A 17,195-nucleotide genomic window follows, 5' to 3' on the forward strand; every position below is an offset into this window, starting at 1 on the left:
AAAACTATAAAGCCATATAAAATTTTTCAAAGGGCCCTAAAAATCTTGAAATTCAGGATATTTACGAACGTTTAGAGAGTTTTAGAATGTGAAAAATCTTGTTTTGTGTTATAATGAATTATCACATTAGAGGTTAGAGGAGTTTTGAATGAAAACAGATATTGAAATCGCACAGAGTATTGAGTTGAAGCCAATCGTTGATGTTGTAGAGAAACTGGGTATTTCTTACGATGATTTGGAATTATATGGAAAGTACAAAGCTAAGCTCAGCTTTGATAAAATTCGTGCAGTTGAGAGCAATCCAGTTGGAAAATTGATCTTGGTTACTGCCATCAATCCAACACCTGCAGGTGAAGGGAAATCAACCATTACCATTGGTCTGGCAGACGCCTTGAACAAGATTGGCAAGAAAACTATGATTGCCATCCGCGAACCATCTCTTGGTCCAGTCATGGGGATTAAGGGCGGTGCAGCCGGTGGTGGTTATGCCCAAGTGTTGCCAATGGAGGACATCAACCTTCACTTTACCGGGGATATGCATGCCATTACAACTGCTAACAACGCTCTTTCTGCCTTGATTGACAACCACTTACACCAAGGAAATGGGCTAGGAATCGACCAACGTCGTATTCTTTGGAAACGTGTTGTGGACTTGAATGACCGCGCCCTTCGTCATGTGACCGTTGGACTTGGTGGTCCTCTAAATGGTATTCCTCGTGAGGATGGCTTTGATATTACAGTTGCTTCAGAAATCATGGCCATTCTTTGCTTGGCTACGGATATTGAAGACTTGAAATGTCGTTTGGCGAATATCGTTATCGGCTATCGTTACGATCGTACGCCAGTTTCTGTTGGTGATTTGCAGGTTGAGGGGGCTTTGGCATTGATTTTGAAAGATGCTATCAAACCAAACTTGGTTCAGACAATTTACGGTACACCTGCCTTTGTACACGGTGGTCCATTTGCCAATATTGCTCATGGATGTAACTCTGTTTTGGCAACAAGCACAGCCCTTCGCTTGGCTGATTATACTGTTACTGAAGCTGGTTTTGGTGCAGACCTTGGCGCTGAGAAATTCCTTGATATTAAGACACCAAACTTGCCAACTTCTCCAGATGCGGTAGTCATTGTTGCAACCCTCCGTGCTCTTAAGATGAATGGTGGTGTGGCTAAAGATGCTTTGACAGAGGAAAATGTAGAAGCAGTTCGTGCAGGTTTTGCTAACTTGAAACGCCACGTTGAGAACATTCGTAAATTTGGAGTGCCTGCAGTTGTCGCGATTAACGAATTTGTTTCTGATACAGAAGCTGAAATCGCAGCCTTGAAAGAACTCTGTGCCTCAATTGATGTTCCAGTTGAGTTGGCTAGTGTCTGGGCTGATGGCGCAGAAGGTGGCGTAGCACTTGCCGAAACACTTGTCAAGACAATCGCTGAAAACCCAGCCAACTACACTCGTCTTTATGACAATGACCTTTCTGTCCAAGAAAAGATTGAAAAAATTGTCACTGAAATCTACCGTGGTAGCAAAGTGAACTTTGAGAAGAAAGCTCAAACTCAAATTGCCCAAATCGTTCAGAATGGTTGGGACAAATTGCCAATCTGTATGGCGAAAACTCAGTACAGTTTCTCAGACAATCCAAATGCACTTGGAGCACCAGAAAACTTTGAAATTACCATTCGTGAATTGGTACCAAAATTAGGTGCAGGCTTCATCGTTGCCCTAACTGGTGATGTCATGACCATGCCAGGACTTCCAAAACGTCCAGCCGCTCTTAATATGGATGTTGAAAGTGACGGGACCGTTCTAGGTTTGTTCTAGTAAATTGCAATTGATTTAAATGAGTTTGGAAAAGATTTCCAAGCTCATTTTCTTGTCTAGATATGAGGCGTTGTCGTCAGCTGATATAATAGAGTTACTTTCTAGACGCAATCAGTCTAGCTAAAGATATTTTCTCTGATTTCTGATATAATAGAAACATTGACTTCAAGAGTAAGGAAGAGAAAATGAACGCATTATTGAATGGAATGAATGACCGTCAGGCTGAGGCGGTGCAAACGACAGAAGGACCCTTGTTAATCATGGCGGGGGCTGGTTCTGGGAAGACTCGTGTTTTAACTCACAGAATCGCCTACTTGATTGATGAAAAGATGGTCAATCCTTGGAATATCTTGGCCATTACCTTTACCAATAAGGCTGCTCGTGAGATGAAGGAGCGTGCCTATGGGCTCAATCCAGCTACTCAGGACTGTCTGATTGCGACCTTTCACTCCATGTGTGTTCGTATCCTGCGTCGCGATGCGGATCATATTGGCTACAATCGGAATTTCACCATTGTAGATTCTAGTGAACAGCGAACCCTCATGAAACGCATTCTCAAGCAATTAAACTTGGATCCTAAAAAATGGAATGAACGGACTATTTTGGGGACTATTTCCAATGCTAAGAATGACCTGATTGATGATGTGGCTTATGCTGCTCAAGCTGGTGATATGTATACGCAAATCGTGGCTCAATGTTATACAGCCTATCAGAAAGAGCTTCGTCAGTCTGAGTCGGTTGACTTTGATGATTTGATTATGCTGACCTTGCGTCTTTTTGATCAAAATCCTGATGTTTTGACCTACTACCAGCAAAAATTCCAATATATCCACGTTGATGAGTACCAAGATACCAACCATGCCCAGTACCAATTGGTCAAACTCTTGGCTTCACGCTTTAAAAATATCTGCGTAGTCGGTGATGCTGACCAGTCTATTTACGGTTGGCGTGGGGCTGATATGCAGAATATCTTGGATTTCGAGAAAGATTATCCTCAAGCCAAGGTCGTTTTGTTGGAGGAGAATTACCGTTCAACAAAAACCATTCTCCAAGCCGCCAATGACGTCATCAAAAACAATAAAAATCGTCGACCTAAGAATCTCTGGACCCAGAATGCTGATGGGGAACAGATTATTTACTATCGTGCAAATGACGAACTGGATGAAGCTGTTTTTGTAGCCAAAACCATCGATGAACTTGGTCGTAGTCAAAACTTCCTCCACAAGGATTTTGCAGTTCTTTATAGGACTAACGCCCAGTCTCGTACTATTGAGGAAGCCCTCCTAAAGTCCAATATTCCTTATACTATGGTCGGCGGGACCAAGTTCTACAGCCGTAAGGAAATCCGTGATATTATCGCCTATCTTAATCTCATTGCCAATCTGAGTGACAATATCAGTTTTGAGCGCATTATCAACGAGCCGAAACGTGGAATCGGTCCAGGAACGGTTGAGAAAATCCGGGATTTTGCTAACCTGCAAGAGATGTCTATGCTGGATGCTTCAGCCAATATCATGCTGTCTGGCATCAAAGGAAAAGCAGCCCAGTCTATATGGGATTTTGCCAATATGATTTTGGATTTGCGAGAGCAACTGGATCAATTAAGCATTACAGAGTTAGTTGAAGCGGTTCTTGAAAAAACAGGTTATGTGGAAATTCTTAATGCCCAAGCGACCTTGGAAAGCAAGGCGCGGGTTGAAAATATTGAAGAGTTCCTATCTGTTACCAAGAACTTTGATGACAATCCTGATAGTCAGGAAGAGGAAACAGGTTTAGATAAACTCAGTCGTTTCTTGAATGACTTAGCCTTGATTGCGGATACGGATTCAGGCAGTCAGGAGACATCTGAAGTAACCTTGATGACCCTCCATGCAGCGAAAGGACTAGAGTTCCCAGTTGTCTTTATCATTGGGATGGAGGAAAATGTATTTCCGCTTAGCCGTGCGGCTGAAGATCCAGATGAGCTAGAAGAAGAACGCCGTTTGGCCTATGTCGGTATCACGCGCGCTGAGAAGATCCTCTATCTGACCAATGCAAATTCTCGTCTGCTTTTTGGTCGTACCAATTATAATCGTCCAACTCGTTTTATCAATGAAATCAGTTCGGACTTACTTGACTATCAAGGCTTGGCTCGTCCAGCGAATACTAGCTTTAAGGCATCTTATAGCAGTGGTGGGATTGCTTTCGGTCAAGGTATGAGCTTAGCTCAAGCCCTTCAAGAACGGAAACGCAATGCCGCACCAAGCTCTATCCAGTCAAGTGGTCTCCCATTTGGACAATTTGCAGCCGGAAATAAAAAAGATTCGACTGATACAAGTTGGTCCATTGGGGACATTGCTCTTCACAAGAAATGGGGAGAGGGAACGGTCCTAGAAGTTTCGGGTAGTGGCGATACTCAGGAATTGAAAATCAATTTCCCAGAAGTGGGGCTGAAAAAACTCTTAGCCAGTGTTGCCCCAATTGAGAAAAAAATCTAATTTTCCATCCTTCTCACGAATAATAAAGTGAGGAGGATTTTTATGTACAGTATTTCATTCCAAGAAGATTCACTTTTGCCTAGAGAAAGACTAGTTAAAGAAGGAGTAGAGGCTCTGAGTAATCAAGAATTACTAGCTATTCTGCTTAGAACCGGAACACGTCAGGCTAATGTATTTGAAATTGCTCAGAAAGTCTTGGATAGTCTTAACAGTCTAACTGATTTAAAGAAAATGACCCTGCAGGAATTGCAGAGTCTGTCTGGTATTGGACGGATTAAAGCCATTGAACTACAAGCAGTGATTGAACTGGGGCATCGTATTCATAAACATGAAACCCTTGAGATGGAAAGCATTCTCAGCAGTCAAAAGCTAGCCAAGAAAATGCAACAGGAACTTGGTGATAAAAAACAAGAGCACCTAGTGGCGCTCTATCTCAATACTCAAAATCAAATCATTCATCAGCAGACCATTTTCATCGGCTCTGCGACACGTAGTATTGCTGAACCGAGAGAAATCCTTCACTATGCATTGAAGCATATGGCAACCTCTGTGATTCTCGTTCACAATCATCCATCTGGTTCTGTATCTCCTAGTCGAAATGATGATCATGTCACTAAGCTAGTCAAGGAAGCTTGCGAACTGATGGGAATTGTTTTCTTGGACCATTTGATTGTATCGCACTCGGATTACTTTAGTTACCGTGAAAAGACAGATTTGATTTAAGATTACACATGATCTTACTCAATCACTTCTAAAACATAGGAATCTACTTCTGTCATATTGATAACAGGAAGAGGTTTTATCGTGGGCACAAGTAAATTTTCTTGAACGATAAAGTCGACAATTGCATTGAAATCTTCGATTTTATAATATCTTTTTTTATGAATGAGAATATCTCTGTAAAAGTAAAGACTTGAATGAAATTTACTTTTTAGTTTGGCATCTGCCTTTTTACAAAATCGTTTTGCCTTTTTAGACATTTCTTTCAGCTGTTTTTCTTTTTCTTTTTGAGATAGTTTATCGAAATTCTCTTTATTCTTAGAAAAAGATTGGTAACTTTCCGCTGTTAAAAGTCTATAGAGATTAGAAAGATGAAAGCAAACTGTTATTTCTTTTTCATTATTTGATAAGAAAAGATTAGCTTCCTTTTCCTTATAAGATATGAAAACATTAGCTTCTATATCTCTCAAAATCTCATGAGTAGAAGGTATTTTAATTTCATTCATGATTAATAACCTATTTATAAGTCCTAGAGTTCGTTAACAACATAGTCAAACAGCGTTTTATCTTTGGGGCGGTTTTCAAAGAGAAATTCAGGATGCCATTGAACACCAAGATAAGGGAAGCCGTCCGTAGTTGTCACAGCCTCAATGATTCCATCTTTAGGATCATGTGCTACAACCTTAAGATTTGAGGCTAGATCTTTAATGCTCTGGTGGTGGAAGGAGTTGATGTGAGAGATTTCTCCATAGATTTCTCGGAGAATGGTATCAGGTTCCGTTACGAGGCGTTGGGTCGTGTATTCGGCTGAACAGTCCTGCCAATGATCCTCGATATCTTGGTATAGCGTGCCTCCCATGGCGACATTGAAAAGTTGAGTACCCCGACAAACAGAGAAAATTGGTTTCTTTTGCTTAATCGCTTCTTTGATAAGTGCTAGTTCAAAAATATCTCTTTGAAGGTGATAGTCATCACTATCAATAGCCTTTGGTTCACCATAGTATTTTGGATCAACATTTTGCCCACCCGTTAGGATGAGCTTATCAATGATACTGATGTAATAGGCAGCCATTTCTTGATCACCAATCGGTAGGATGATTGGAATTCCGCCAGCGTCCTTGACTCCTTCAACAAAGCCTTTTGCTGCATAGCTCATCATGATGTCATCATCTGGATGAGCTTTTTCATTTCCTGTAATCCCAATAACTGGTTTTTTCATAAATGCTTTCGCTTTCTAATCCTCTTTACGCATAAAATAGAGGAGGGTTTGGAGTTCGCTTGTCAAATCGACATACTGAACAACCACATCTTTTGGGAGGTGCAAGTGGACAGGAGAAAAACTGAGAATCCCTTTTACACCTGCATCAACCAAAAGATTGGCAACTTCTTGTGATTTAACACTTGGAACTGTTAGGATAGCAGTTTTGACATCTGCTTCTTTGATTTTTTCTTTAATCTGTGAGATACCATAGATTGGAATTCCATCAGGTGTCTGGCTCCCAACTTCTGGATGGTCATCTAGGTCAAAGGCCATGATAATTTTCATCTTGTTACGCTCGTGGAAGCGGTAGTGGAGAAGGGCATGGCCCATATTTCCGATTCCAACTAACATAACATTTGTAATGGAGTTATCATTTAGGAGATCAGCAAAAAAATTCATCAATTTTTTGACATCGTAACCAAAACCACGACGACCTAGTTCACCAAAATAGGAAAAATCCCGACGAACGGTCGCAGAGTCGATACCGATAGCCTCTGCAATTTGCTTGGAGTTGGCACGTTCGATTTTTTCTGCATGAAATCTCTTGAAAATTCGATAGTAAAGAGAGAGTCTTTTTGCTGTTGCTTTTGGAATAGCAGACTGTTTATCTTTCACAAAATCACAACCTTTCTATTCTTCTATTTTATAGAAACATTGTGAAAAAATCAACAAAAACAAGAAAAAACTAAGAAATTTCTTAGTTTTTATCTGAAAAATGAGCTTGTGATAGAAAACGGTAGAGATCGCCAACCAATCCTTGATAAATCACCTTATCATTCAGCGTTAAGGAGCTGATTAGGTGAGTATCAGGTAGGGTCACACAGCCTGATAGAGATAACATAAGCTCTTCGTAATCCTTATATTCAAGTGTACGTTCTACGTGATAGTTATCTTGATAGGTAAGTCGATACATAGTCAATTATCTTTCTTCTTTAGTGAAGATACCGCGTTCTACTAAACTGTCCATGAGGAAGTAGAATTTTTCTTGGTGAATATGGTGATCTTCTGATTTAAAGATATTCACCAAACGAAGGCCAGATTTGTCAGTGATGTTGAGTTTAGCACCTGTAAGGTCTTTATTGATGATGATTTTTAGGTTGAAACCTTCACCACTGTTGGGTACTTTTTCAAGTAGACGAGTCAGTTCGAAGTTTCCAACTTTTGTTTCAAAGAAAGTATTGTCTTTCAGTGTGAACTTTTTGACAGTTGGGCTAAGTGTATAGTCGTAGCGGCAGTTTTGTAGTTTAATGGTTTTTTCGAATGCCATTAGATTAATCTCCAATAATATTTTTTAAGGTTTGTGCGAGTTGTTTCAGTTCCTCCTCAGTGTTAAGAGGAGAGAGACTGATACGGACAGATTCTTTCAATCGATGTGAATCTGGTCCATAAAATGCTTCAAGCACATGACTGGTTTGCACAATACCAGCAGTACAAGCGGAACCGGTAGAAATTGAAATTCCCTCAAGGTCTAACCGAAGTAAAAGCAAATCATTTTTCTGACCAGGAAAACCGATATTCAAAACATAAGGCAGTTGGTCTTGACTTTCATTGAGATAGTAGTCTAAATCAGCAATTTCTTCTAAAAAAGCAGATTTGAGTGCGCTTAGTTTTTGGTAATGCTTAGCTTGGTTATTTAAATCCTCTTTGAGAGCAGCGACCATACCTACAATGGCAGCGAGATTTTCTGTTCCAGCCCGTTTCTTTTGTTCTTGGTCTCCACCGTGAAGGTAGGAATCAAAGCCCGTGGAAGAAGCATAAAGAAAGCCAACTCCTTTTGGTCCATGGAATTTGTGGGCAGAAGCGCTAAGGAAATCAATTCCTAATTCTTCAGGATGGATAGGGATTTTTCCGATAGCTTGAACAGCATCAACATGATAAGCAGCAGGATGTTCTTTTAAAATACGTCCAATCTCAGCGATAGGTAAGAGACTACCTGTTTCATTATTAGCATACATGGTGGAAACGAGAATGGTATCGTCACGTAAAGCTTCTTGAATCTGCTGCGCAGTGATTTCTTGATTTACTGGTTGGATGATGGTCGCTTCAAAACCAAAATGTTGTACCAGATAATCGATAGTCTCAAGCACAGAATGGTGTTCAATAGCTGTCGTGATGATATGTTTTCCACGATTTTGATGACGGAGACAATAGCCGATAATGGCTGTATTATTACTTTCTGTACCGCCAGATGTAAAAAAGATATGTTGAGGTTTGGTTCCTAGTAAGAGGGCTAAGTCCTGACGAGCTTCTCGCAAGAGTTTGCCAGCCTGCCGACCATGGCTATGAATACTAGAAGGATTACCATGAGTTTCTTGCATGACCTTAGTCATTTCAGAAATAGCTACTGCTGACATAGGAGTCGTAGCAGCATTGTCCAAATAAATCAAAGAATCACCTTATTTCTTTTTGTTGTAAGCAAAGAGTGGGCTGACTGGTTTTCTTTCATGGATGCGGACGATAGCATCTCCGATTAATTCGCTAGCAGTAATGTAACATACATTTTCTGGAGTTCTTTCTTTGGTCGCTACTGAGTCTGTCACGAGGATTTCTTTGATGTTTGTAGCGTCAAGAAGATCTGCTGCACCTTCAACAAATAAACCGTGACTGGATACTGCATAAATCTCAGTTGCGCCTTCACGTTCAACGATTTTGGCTGCTTCAGAGAATGTACGACCAGTATTTAGGATGTCGTCAATCAAGATAGCCTTTTTGCCTTCAACATCCCCAATGATATAGCCTTCGTTACGATCAGAATCATCTTGGGCGTAGTCAATGATAGCGATAGGAGCATCAAGGTATTCAGCCAAACTACGTGCACGTTTAACACCAGAGTTCTTTGGACTAACAACAACGACATCAGAGCCAAGAAGACCTTTATCACAGTAGTGCTTAGCAAATAGAGGAACAGTATAAAGATTGTCTACAGGAATGTCAAAGAAACCTTGGACCTGAACAGCATGGAGGTCAAGTGTTAGAACACGGCTTACACCAGCTTTGACAAGCATATTGGCAACTAGTTTTGCAGTGAGGGGTTCGCGAGAAGAAGCGATACGGTCCTGACGCGCATAACCAAAGTAAGGAAGGACAACGTTGATACTATGAGCACTTGCACGTACACAAGCATCAACCATGATCAACAACTCCATCAAGTGGTTGCTAACAGGGTAGCTGGTTGACTGGATGATGTAGACATCGTAACCACGGACACTTTCTTCAATGTTGACCTGGATTTCGCCGTCAGAAAATTGTCGAGAGGATAACTTCCCGAGAGGTACACCAACTGTATCCGCAATCTTTTGAGCGATTTCATGGTTAGAGTTTAGGGTGAAAAGTTTCATGTTGTTTCTATCTGACATTATAGACCGTCCTCTGTAAACTTTGCGAATCTTCTCTGAGAAAGTTTTGTTTTTCAAAGCCAGATTCTTTTATTTTTATCTTTTCTATTTTACCAAAAAAAGGAGATTATTTCAGCTTTTTTTCATGCTTTTAATAAAACGAATTAATTTTGATGGAGCTTTCTGATAAGTAATCTGATTTTCATCTAAAAATCTCTGAAAATGTTCTTTCCCTTTTTCATGGTCGGTGACTTCAAGCTCGAGTTCATAGTCCGTCTGGTCAAAGTATCGACTTTCATCTAAGGCCATTAAGCCAATTTCAGTTTTCATTTCATAACGTAGAGTGGAAAGACAGCCTAGAACTAACCAGTCATGGCTTTCGATGCCAATCTTAGAGAGCTTCTCTAGAACGAGACCCTGAGGTAGTTTTTGTTTTTCTAGGTATGATTCAGCTTCTGGAAGAGTTAGTTTCTGGTTGTATTCCATATTTCCTACAGTTTGAGGTACTTTTAAGGTCAATTCCGCCCAATCTGAAAAGGTGCGAATGCGCATGGCAACCTTCTTTTCACGCAATTGGAAATCTGGTGTGTCAATGTAGTAGTTTTTCTGAAAGACGGGTTGGATATGGGAAAACTGTTTTTTTAGATGATCATATTCCTCTTTTTTCAGAAGTGTTTTCAATTCTATTTCTAAATGTTTCATTTTTTCAACCTTTTCTATATCTTTGAAAGCGATTTATGGTATAATGGACAATGTATTTATTGTATACGAATGTACTGAAAAAATCAAAGATTTTCGACAGAGCAATCAAACATTACAAGGGAGAAAGTATGACCATAGAATGGGAAGAATTTTTAGATCCTTACATTCAGGCTGTTGGTGAATTGAAGATTAAACTTCGGGGAATTCGCAAACAGTATCGTAAGCAAAACAAGCATTCTCCGATTGAGTTTGTAACGGGTCGGGTAAAACCGATTGAAAGTATCAAAGAAAAAATGGCTCGTCGAGGAATTACATATGCAAGTCTGGAACATGATCTGCAAGACATTGCTGGTTTACGTGTCATGGTTCAGTTCGTTGATGACGTTAAAGAAGTAGTTGAGATTCTACGTAAACGCCAAGATATGAGAGTCGTTCAGGAACGAGATTATATCACTCATCGTAAGGCTTCGGGTTATCGTTCTTATCACGTGGTTGTCGAATATACTGTAGATACGATAAATGGGGCTAAGACCATCCTCGCCGAGATTCAAATACGGACTTTGGCTATGAACTTTTGGGCGACCATTGAACACTCGCTCAATTATAAATATCAGGGCGATTTTCCAGAAGAAATCAGGACAAGATTGGAAATTACAGCGAAAATAGCTCATCAACTGGATGAAGAAATGGGTAAGATTCGAGATGACATCCAGGAAGCGCAGGCTCTCTTTGATCCATTGAGCAGAAAATTAAATGACGGTGTAGGAAATAGTGACGATACAGATGAAGAATACAGGTAAACGAGTTGACCTCATAGCAAATAGAAAACCACAAAGCCAGAAGGTTTTGCATGAGCTGAGGGAAAAACTAAAGAAACAACATTTTATACTGAACGATACCAATCCTGACATCGTCATTTCGATTGGTGGTGACGGGATGCTTTTGTCCGCTTTCCACAAGTATGAGAATCAGTTAGACAAGGTTCGATTTGTAGGTGTTCATACAGGGCATTTGGGATTTTACACAGATTATCGTGATTTTGAGTTGGATCAGTTGGTGACCAATCTCCTACTCGATACTGGTGCCAAGGTTTCTTATCCTGTTTTGAATGTCAAGGTAACGCTTGAAAATGGAGAAGTGAAAATCTTCCGAGCCTTAAATGAAGCGAGTATCCGTCGATCAGACCGCACCATGGTGGCAGATATCATCATTAACCATGTTCCGTTCGAGAGATTTCGTGGAGATGGAGTGACTGTTTCAACTCCGACGGGTAGTACTGCCTACAACAAGTCCCTGGGTGGAGCTGTCTTGCATCCTACCATTGAAGCCTTGCAGTTGACGGAAATAGCGAGTCTTAACAACCGAGTCTATCGCACTTTGGGATCATCGATCATTATTCCCAAAAAGGATAAGATTGAACTCTTGCCGACACGCAATGATTATCACACGATATCAGTCGATAACAGCGTCTATTCATTCCGTAATATCGAACGGATTGAGTATCAAATCGACCATCACAAGATTCACTTCGTAGCGACACCAAGTCATACTAGTTTCTGGAATCGTGTCAAAGATGCCTTCATCGGCGAGGTGGATGAATGAGGTTCGAATTTACCGCAGATGAGCACGTCAAAGTTAAAACTTTCCTCAAGAAACATGAGGTTTCTAAGGGACTTTTGGCTAAGATTAAGTTTCGAGGCGGGGCTATTCTGGTCAATGACCAACCACAAAATGCGACTTATCTCTTAGATATTGGAGACAGGGTAACTATTGACATTCCAGCGGAGGAAGGGTTTGAGAGTCTTGAAGCAATTGAGCGTCCACTGGATGTTCTCTATGAGGATGACCATTTTCTGGTTTTGAATAAACCTTATGGAGTAGCTTCCATCCCCAGTGTCAATCATTCCAATACCATTGCTAATTTTATCAAGGGCTACTATGTTAAGCAAGAATATGAAAACCAGCAAGTTCACATCGTGACTAGGCTTGATAGAGATACATCTGGTTTGATGCTCTTTGCCAAGCACGGTTATGCTCATGCACGATTAGACAAGCAACTGCAACGAAAGTCTATCGAAAAAAGGTATTTTGCACTTGTTAAAGGAGATGGTGACTTGGAGCCAGAGGGGGAGATTATTGCCCCGATTGCGCGTGATGAAGATTCTATTATCACGAGACGGGTTGCCAAAGGTGGGAAATACGCTCATACGTCTTACAAAGTTGTAGCGTCCTATGGAAATATTCACCTAGTTGATATTCGCCTGCATACTGGGCGAACCCACCAAATCCGAGTGCATTTTTCTCATATTGGTTTTCCTTTGTTGGGAGACGATCTCTATGGAGGCGGCCTAGACGATGGGATTCAACGCCAGGCCTTGCATTGTCATTATTTATCTTTTTATCATCCCTTTCTAGAGCAAGATTTGCAACTAGAAAGCCCCTTACCGGATGATTTCAGCAATCTTATTACTCAGTTATCAACTAATACTCTTTAAAATCTATTTGGAGTATAATTTATTTTCTTAAAGGAGAAAACTCATGGAAGTTTTTGAAAATCTCAAAGCCAACCTAGTTGGCAAAAATGCTCGTATCGTTCTCCCTGAAGGGGAAGAGCCACGTATTCTTCAAGCAACAAAACGCTTGGTAAAAGAAACAGAAGTAATCCCTGTTTTGCTCGGAAACCCTGAAAAAATTAAAATTTATCTCGAAATCGAAGGGATCATGGATGGTTATGAAGTGATTGATCCTCAACATTATCCTCAATTCGAAGAAATGGTTGCTGCTTTGGTAGAGCGTCGTAAGGGCAAAATGACTGAAGAAGAAGCGCGCAAAGTTTTGGTTGAAGATGTCAACTACTTTGGTGTGATGCTAGTCTACTTGGGCTTGGTTGACGGTATGGTATCTGGTGCGATTCACTCAACTGCCTCAACAGTTCGCCCAGCCCTTCAAATTATCAAAACTCGTCCAAATGTAACTCGTACTTCAGGTGCCTTCCTCATGGTACGTGGTACGGAACGTTACCTATTTGGTGACTGTGCCATTAACATCAATCCAGATGCAGAAGCCTTGGCTGAAATTGCCATCAACTCAGCAATTACAGCTAAGATGTTTGGTATTGAACCTAAAATTGCTATGCTAAGCTATTCTACTAAAGGTTCAGGATTTGGTGAAAGTGTTGATAAGGTAGTGGAAGCTACAAAAATTGCTCACGACTTGCGCCCTGACCTTGAGATTGATGGTGAATTGCAATTTGACGCTGCCTTTGTTCCTGAAACTGCAGCTCTAAAAGCTCCAGGAAGTAACGTAGCTGGTCAAGCAAATGTCTTTATCTTCCCAGGTATCGAAGCCGGAAATATTGGTTACAAGATGGCAGAACGTCTTGGTGGTTTTGCGGCTGTCGGACCTGTTTTACAAGGTTTGAACAAACCTGTTAACGACCTTTCTCGTGGATGTAATGCAGATGATGTGTACAAGTTGACCCTTATCACAGCAGCTCAAGCAGTTCATCAATAAGATTTAGTCCTCTTTCCCATGGGAAGAGGCTTTTTAGTACTGAGAAAAGGACAGTTAGAAGCTTCTATGTTATACTAGATATATGTTAGATTTGAAAGAATACGATATCGTCATGTGGCCAGAGGAGAAGATCATTTCTTTTCGTGAGAAACTCCTTAATTGGTATGATGAAAACAAGCGAGAACTACCTTGGCGGAGAAGTAAAAATCCTTATCACATCTGGGTATCTGAAATCATGCTGCAGCAGACCAGGGTGGATACAGTTATTCCATATTACGAACGATTCTTGGACTGGTTTCCAACAGTTGAAAGTCTGGCCAATGCTCCTGAAGAGCGTTTGTTGAAGGCTTGGGAGGGATTAGGCTATTATTCTCGAGTGCGCAATATGCAGGCTGCAGCTCAGCAGATTATGACTGACTTTGGGGGGCAATTTCCAAATACCTATGAAGGAATATCTTGCCTGAAAGGGATTGGCCCTTACACTGCGGGAGCTATTTCCAGTATCGCTTTTAATTTGCCTGAGCCAGCGGTTGATGGCAATGTCATGCGGGTTTTGGCACGCTTGTTTGAGGTTAATCATGATATCGGAGTTCCCAGCAATCGCAAAATTTTTCAGGCAATGATGGAAATCTTGATTGACCCGAAACGACCAGGTGACTTTAACCAAGCTCTGATGGATTTAGGGTCTGACATAGAGGCTCCAGTTAACCCTCGACCAGAAGAAAGTCCTGTTAAGGACTTTAGTGCAGCCTATCAGAATGGGACTATGGATGTATATCCGATTAAAGAACCCAAGAAAAAGCCCCTCCCAATCTATCTCAAGGCTTTGGTTGTACGCAATGACCGTGGTCAATATCTACTTGAAAAAAATGAAAGCGAGAAACTACTAGCCGGTTTTTTGCACTTCCCCTTGATCGAAGTTGATGATTTCTCAAGTGATGACGATCAGCTAGATCTCTTTTCTCAAGTCAAAGAGGAAAGCAGAGCATTTGGACCCAGCCCTCAAGAAAGCTTTGAGCAGGATTATGATTTAGAAGTGAATTGGTCCCAGCAAGTATTTGACCAAGTCAAGCATGTATTTAGTCATCGGAAATGGCATATTCAAATCCTAGCTGGTCAGGTGACAGAAACAAAACAGTTTTCGGACAGAGAAATTCGCTGGGTTTCTCCTCAGGAGTTTTCTGATTATCCACTTGCGAAACCTCAACAAAAAATTTGGCAGGCTTATAAAACAGCTCTTGAAGATGAAGGCTTACAGTAGCCATTTGTGCCTTCTTTACATTTTTTTGTTATAATAGATAAAGAAAAGGTGATAAAATGAAAAAAATATTAATTGTAGATGATGAGAAACCAATCTCAGATATTATTAAGTTTAATATGGCCAAGGAAGGTTATGAAGTCGTTACAGCCTTCAATGGTCGTGAGGCAATCGAGCTATTTGAAGCAGAGCAACCGGATATTATTATCCTCGACTTGATGCTACCTGAAATTGATGGTTTAGAAGTTGCCAAAGCCATTCGCAAGACCAGTAGTGTTCCTATCATCATGCTCTCAGCCAAGGATAGCGAGTTTGACAAGGTTATTGGTTTAGAGTTAGGTGCAGATGATTATGTTACAAAACCTTTCTCAAACCGTGAGTTGCAGGCTCGTGTTAAGGCCCTTCTTCGTCGTACCGATCTAGTTTCAGTAGATAACCAAGAGTCTGATGAGAAGAAGACGCAACCTTTACAAATTGGTGATTTGGAAATCGTTCCAGATGCTTACGTGGCAAAGAAATATGGTGAGGAATTAGATTTGACCCACCGTGAGTTTGAGCTCTTATATCACTTGGCTTCCCATATTGGACAAGTGATTACGCGTGAACACTTGCTTGAGACTGTATGGGGTTATGACTATTTTGGTGATGTTCGTACTGTGGACGTGACCATTAGACGCTTGCGTGAGAAAATAGAAGACACTCCAAGTCGTCCAGAGTACATTCTCACACGTCGTGGTGTTGGATACTATATGAGAAATAATGATTGAAGATATTAGACAAACTATTCTGACCAGCGATTTTATCTTTATCTTGATTTTACTGGGCTTTATCCTGGTGGTGACCTTGCTGTTACTGGAAAATCGTCGGAATAATATCCGTCTGAAGGAGATAAATCAAAAGGTTAAGGACTTGATTGCAGGTGATTATTCTCAAGTTTTGGACTTGCAAGGAAGTACAGAAATCACCAATATCACCAATAATCTGAATGATTTGTCAGAAGTTATTCGTTTGACCCAAGAAAATCTGGAACAAGAGAGTAAACGATTGAACAGTATTCTTTCTTACATGACAGATGGCGTTCTTGCTACCAATCGCCGTGGTCAGATTACTATGATCAACGATATGGCCAAGAAACAATTAGGTGTGCAGAAAGAAGATGTTCTGAATAAAAGCATCCTCGAATTGCTTAAGATAGAAGATGAGTATGAGCTGCGTGATCTAATTACACAGATTCCTGAGTTGACGATTGACTCCCAAGATGTGAATGGTGAATACCTGAGTCTTCGTGTACGTTTCGCTCTGGTACGCCGTGAGTCTGGATTCATCTCGGGTTTGGTTGCTGTTTTACATGATACGACCGAGCAGGAGAAGGAAGAACGCGAACGGAGACTCTTTGTTTCGAACGTGAGTCACGAGTTGCGAACTCCTTTGACCAGTGTTAAATCTTATCTTGAAGCCTTGGACGAGGGAGCCTTGTATGATCCTGTAGCCCCTGATTTTATCAAGGTTTCGCTAGATGAAACCAACCGTATGATGCGGATGGTGACAGATCTCTTGCATCTCTCTCGTATTGATAATGCGACTACTCAGTTGGATGTGGAGTTGATTAATTTTACGGCCTTCATCACCTTTATCCTTAATCGTTTTGACAAGATGAGAGCACAGGATCAAGAGAAAAAATATGAACTGGTTCGAGATTACCCAATCAATTCAGTTTGGATCGAGATTGATACCGATAAGATGACTCAGGTGATAGATAATATTCTTAACAATGCCATCAAGTACTCGCCAGATGGTGGGAAGATCACTGTCAGCATGAAAACTACTGATGACCAGATGATTTTATCCATCAAAGACCAAGGTCTAGGTATTCCAAAGCAAGATTTGCCAAAAATTTTTGACCGTTTCTACCGTGTGGATCGTGCAAGAAGCCGGGCTCAAGGTGGAACTGGTCTAGGTCTGGCGATCGCAAAAGAAATCATCAAACAACACAATGGTTTTATATGGGCCAAAAGTGAATACGGTAAGGGATCGACCTTTACCATAGTGCTCCCTTATGATAAGGATGCCGTAAAAGAAGAAATATGGGAGGACGAAATAGAAGACTAGA

General features: G+C 40.9%; 18 protein-coding genes. 10 read left to right on the forward strand and 8 right to left on the reverse strand.

Features of this window, described 5'->3' with window-relative positions; all coding sequences use genetic code 11:
• The first annotated feature begins 148 nt into the window (after positions 1-148).
• From MK385_RS02245 to radC, 3 genes are all read left to right on the forward strand, one after another.
• Complete coding sequence (locus tag MK385_RS02245; protein WP_217970794.1) at positions 149-1,819, forward strand: formate--tetrahydrofolate ligase; 1,671 nt, start codon at positions 149-151, stop codon at positions 1,817-1,819.
• Between the two features lie 185 nt (positions 1,820-2,004).
• Positions 2,005-4,296: a DNA helicase PcrA gene (gene pcrA / locus MK385_RS02250; protein WP_268725175.1), complete on the forward strand. Its 2,292-nt coding sequence runs from the start codon at positions 2,005-2,007 to the stop codon at positions 4,294-4,296.
• 42 nt (positions 4,297-4,338) lie between these two features.
• The gene (radC, locus tag MK385_RS02255; RefSeq protein ID WP_049479337.1) at positions 4,339-5,019 is read left to right on the forward strand and encodes a RadC family protein; all 681 of its coding nucleotides are present in this window, start codon (positions 4,339-4,341) and stop codon (positions 5,017-5,019) included.
• 14 nt (positions 5,020-5,033) lie between these two features.
• Here radC and MK385_RS02260 read toward each other — a convergent pair whose 3' ends face one another.
• The 8 genes from MK385_RS02260 to MK385_RS02295 form a co-directional block, all read right to left on the reverse strand.
• Positions 5,034-5,522 (reverse strand): hypothetical protein, encoded by a 489-nt coding sequence (locus MK385_RS02260; RefSeq protein ID WP_084945185.1) that lies wholly within the window; start codon positions 5,520-5,522, stop codon positions 5,034-5,036.
• A 23-nt stretch (positions 5,523-5,545) separates the two neighbouring features.
• Positions 5,546-6,235: a gamma-glutamyl-gamma-aminobutyrate hydrolase family protein gene (locus MK385_RS02265; RefSeq protein ID WP_000743314.1), complete on the reverse strand. Its 690-nt coding sequence runs from the start codon at positions 6,233-6,235 to the stop codon at positions 5,546-5,548.
• 15 nt (positions 6,236-6,250) lie between these two features.
• Complete coding sequence (locus MK385_RS02270) at positions 6,251-6,892, reverse strand: redox-sensing transcriptional repressor Rex (protein ID WP_000653410.1); 642 nt, start codon at positions 6,890-6,892, stop codon at positions 6,251-6,253.
• An 82-nt stretch (positions 6,893-6,974) separates the two neighbouring features.
• Entirely contained in the window at positions 6,975-7,190 is a 216-nt protein-coding gene (locus tag MK385_RS02275; RefSeq protein WP_084943438.1) for a DUF4649 family protein, read from the reverse strand.
• 6 nt (positions 7,191-7,196) lie between these two features.
• Positions 7,197-7,544 carry a DUF1831 domain-containing protein gene (locus MK385_RS02280; protein ID WP_000863524.1) on the reverse strand — a complete coding sequence of 116 codons (348 nt, stop codon included), beginning with the start codon at positions 7,542-7,544 and terminating at the stop codon, positions 7,197-7,199.
• A 4-nt stretch (positions 7,545-7,548) separates the two neighbouring features.
• Positions 7,549-8,664, reverse strand: a complete 1,116-nt coding sequence (locus MK385_RS02285) for a cysteine desulfurase family protein (protein ID WP_070697226.1) — start codon at positions 8,662-8,664, stop codon at positions 7,549-7,551.
• A 9-nt stretch (positions 8,665-8,673) separates the two neighbouring features.
• A complete protein-coding gene (locus MK385_RS02290) occupies positions 8,674-9,633 on the reverse strand; it encodes a ribose-phosphate diphosphokinase (RefSeq protein ID WP_001283843.1) in 960 nt (319 codons plus the stop codon).
• Between the two features lie 111 nt (positions 9,634-9,744).
• A complete protein-coding gene (locus MK385_RS02295) occupies positions 9,745-10,314 on the reverse strand; it encodes a CYTH domain-containing protein (RefSeq protein ID WP_125413095.1) in 570 nt (189 codons plus the stop codon).
• 128 nt (positions 10,315-10,442) lie between these two features.
• On the opposite strand from MK385_RS02295, the gene MK385_RS02300 reads away from it, so the two are divergent.
• From MK385_RS02300 to vicK, 7 genes are all read left to right on the forward strand, one after another.
• Entirely contained in the window at positions 10,443-11,114 is a 672-nt protein-coding gene (locus MK385_RS02300; protein WP_000151556.1) for a GTP pyrophosphokinase, read from the forward strand.
• Positions 11,098-11,916: an NAD kinase gene (locus MK385_RS02305; protein ID WP_000799063.1), complete on the forward strand. Its 819-nt coding sequence runs from the start codon at positions 11,098-11,100 to the stop codon at positions 11,914-11,916. Before MK385_RS02300 ends, MK385_RS02305 begins: the two co-directional genes overlap by 17 nt.
• On the forward strand, positions 11,913-12,809 hold the full coding sequence (locus tag MK385_RS02310) for an RluA family pseudouridine synthase (RefSeq protein WP_049479334.1): 897 nt from the start codon (positions 11,913-11,915) through the stop codon (positions 12,807-12,809). The genes MK385_RS02305 and MK385_RS02310 overlap by 4 nt, the downstream gene beginning before the upstream one ends.
• A gap of 43 nt (positions 12,810-12,852) precedes the next feature.
• Entirely contained in the window at positions 12,853-13,827 is a 975-nt protein-coding gene (gene pta, locus MK385_RS02315) for a phosphate acetyltransferase (protein WP_084881789.1), read from the forward strand.
• An 82-nt stretch (positions 13,828-13,909) separates the two neighbouring features.
• Positions 13,910-15,088: an A/G-specific adenine glycosylase gene (gene mutY, locus MK385_RS02320; RefSeq protein WP_268725176.1), complete on the forward strand. Its 1,179-nt coding sequence runs from the start codon at positions 13,910-13,912 to the stop codon at positions 15,086-15,088.
• Between the two features lie 56 nt (positions 15,089-15,144).
• Positions 15,145-15,852, forward strand: coding sequence for a response regulator YycF (gene yycF / locus MK385_RS02325; protein WP_000722056.1), 708 nt, complete (start codon positions 15,145-15,147; stop codon positions 15,850-15,852).
• Positions 15,845-17,194 carry a cell wall metabolism sensor histidine kinase VicK gene (gene vicK, locus MK385_RS02330; protein ID WP_268725177.1) on the forward strand — a complete coding sequence of 450 codons (1,350 nt, stop codon included), beginning with the start codon at positions 15,845-15,847 and terminating at the stop codon, positions 17,192-17,194. Before yycF ends, vicK begins: the two co-directional genes overlap by 8 nt.
• The last annotated feature ends 1 nt before the right edge of the window (position 17,195 follow it).

This window comes from Streptococcus oralis (assembly GCF_026782125.1).
GTDB lineage: Bacteria > Bacillota > Bacilli > Lactobacillales > Streptococcaceae > Streptococcus > Streptococcus oralis_CE.

Excerpts from the sequence above, each read along its gene's own strand:
- MK385_RS02295 (WP_125413095.1), bottom strand. The coding sequence starts at position 10,314 with ATGAAACATTTAGAAATAGAATTGAAAACACTTCTGAAAAAAGAGGAA.
- radC (WP_049479337.1), top strand. The coding sequence starts at position 4,339 with ATGTACAGTATTTCATTCCAAGAAGATTCACTTTTGCCTAGAGAAAGA.
- yycF (WP_000722056.1), top strand. The coding sequence starts at position 15,145 with ATGAAAAAAATATTAATTGTAGATGATGAGAAACCAATCTCAGATATT.
- MK385_RS02245 (WP_217970794.1), top strand. The coding sequence starts at position 149 with ATGAAAACAGATATTGAAATCGCACAGAGTATTGAGTTGAAGCCAATC.
- MK385_RS02260 (WP_084945185.1), bottom strand. The coding sequence starts at position 5,522 with ATGAATGAAATTAAAATACCTTCTACTCATGAGATTTTGAGAGATATA.
- pcrA (WP_268725175.1), top strand. The coding sequence starts at position 2,005 with ATGAACGCATTATTGAATGGAATGAATGACCGTCAGGCTGAGGCGGTG.
- vicK (WP_268725177.1), top strand. The coding sequence starts at position 15,845 with ATGATTGAAGATATTAGACAAACTATTCTGACCAGCGATTTTATCTTT.
- pta (WP_084881789.1), top strand. The coding sequence starts at position 12,853 with ATGGAAGTTTTTGAAAATCTCAAAGCCAACCTAGTTGGCAAAAATGCT.
- MK385_RS02290 (WP_001283843.1), bottom strand. The coding sequence starts at position 9,633 with ATGTCAGATAGAAACAACATGAAACTTTTCACCCTAAACTCTAACCAT.
- MK385_RS02310 (WP_049479334.1), top strand. The coding sequence starts at position 11,913 with ATGAGGTTCGAATTTACCGCAGATGAGCACGTCAAAGTTAAAACTTTC.
- MK385_RS02275 (WP_084943438.1), bottom strand. The coding sequence starts at position 7,190 with ATGTATCGACTTACCTATCAAGATAACTATCACGTAGAACGTACACTT.
- MK385_RS02305 (WP_000799063.1), top strand. The coding sequence starts at position 11,098 with ATGAAGAATACAGGTAAACGAGTTGACCTCATAGCAAATAGAAAACCA.
- MK385_RS02265 (WP_000743314.1), bottom strand. The coding sequence starts at position 6,235 with ATGAAAAAACCAGTTATTGGGATTACAGGAAATGAAAAAGCTCATCCA.
- MK385_RS02280 (WP_000863524.1), bottom strand. The coding sequence starts at position 7,544 with ATGGCATTCGAAAAAACCATTAAACTACAAAACTGCCGCTACGACTAT.
- mutY (WP_268725176.1), top strand. The coding sequence starts at position 13,910 with ATGTTAGATTTGAAAGAATACGATATCGTCATGTGGCCAGAGGAGAAG.
- MK385_RS02300 (WP_000151556.1), top strand. The coding sequence starts at position 10,443 with ATGACCATAGAATGGGAAGAATTTTTAGATCCTTACATTCAGGCTGTT.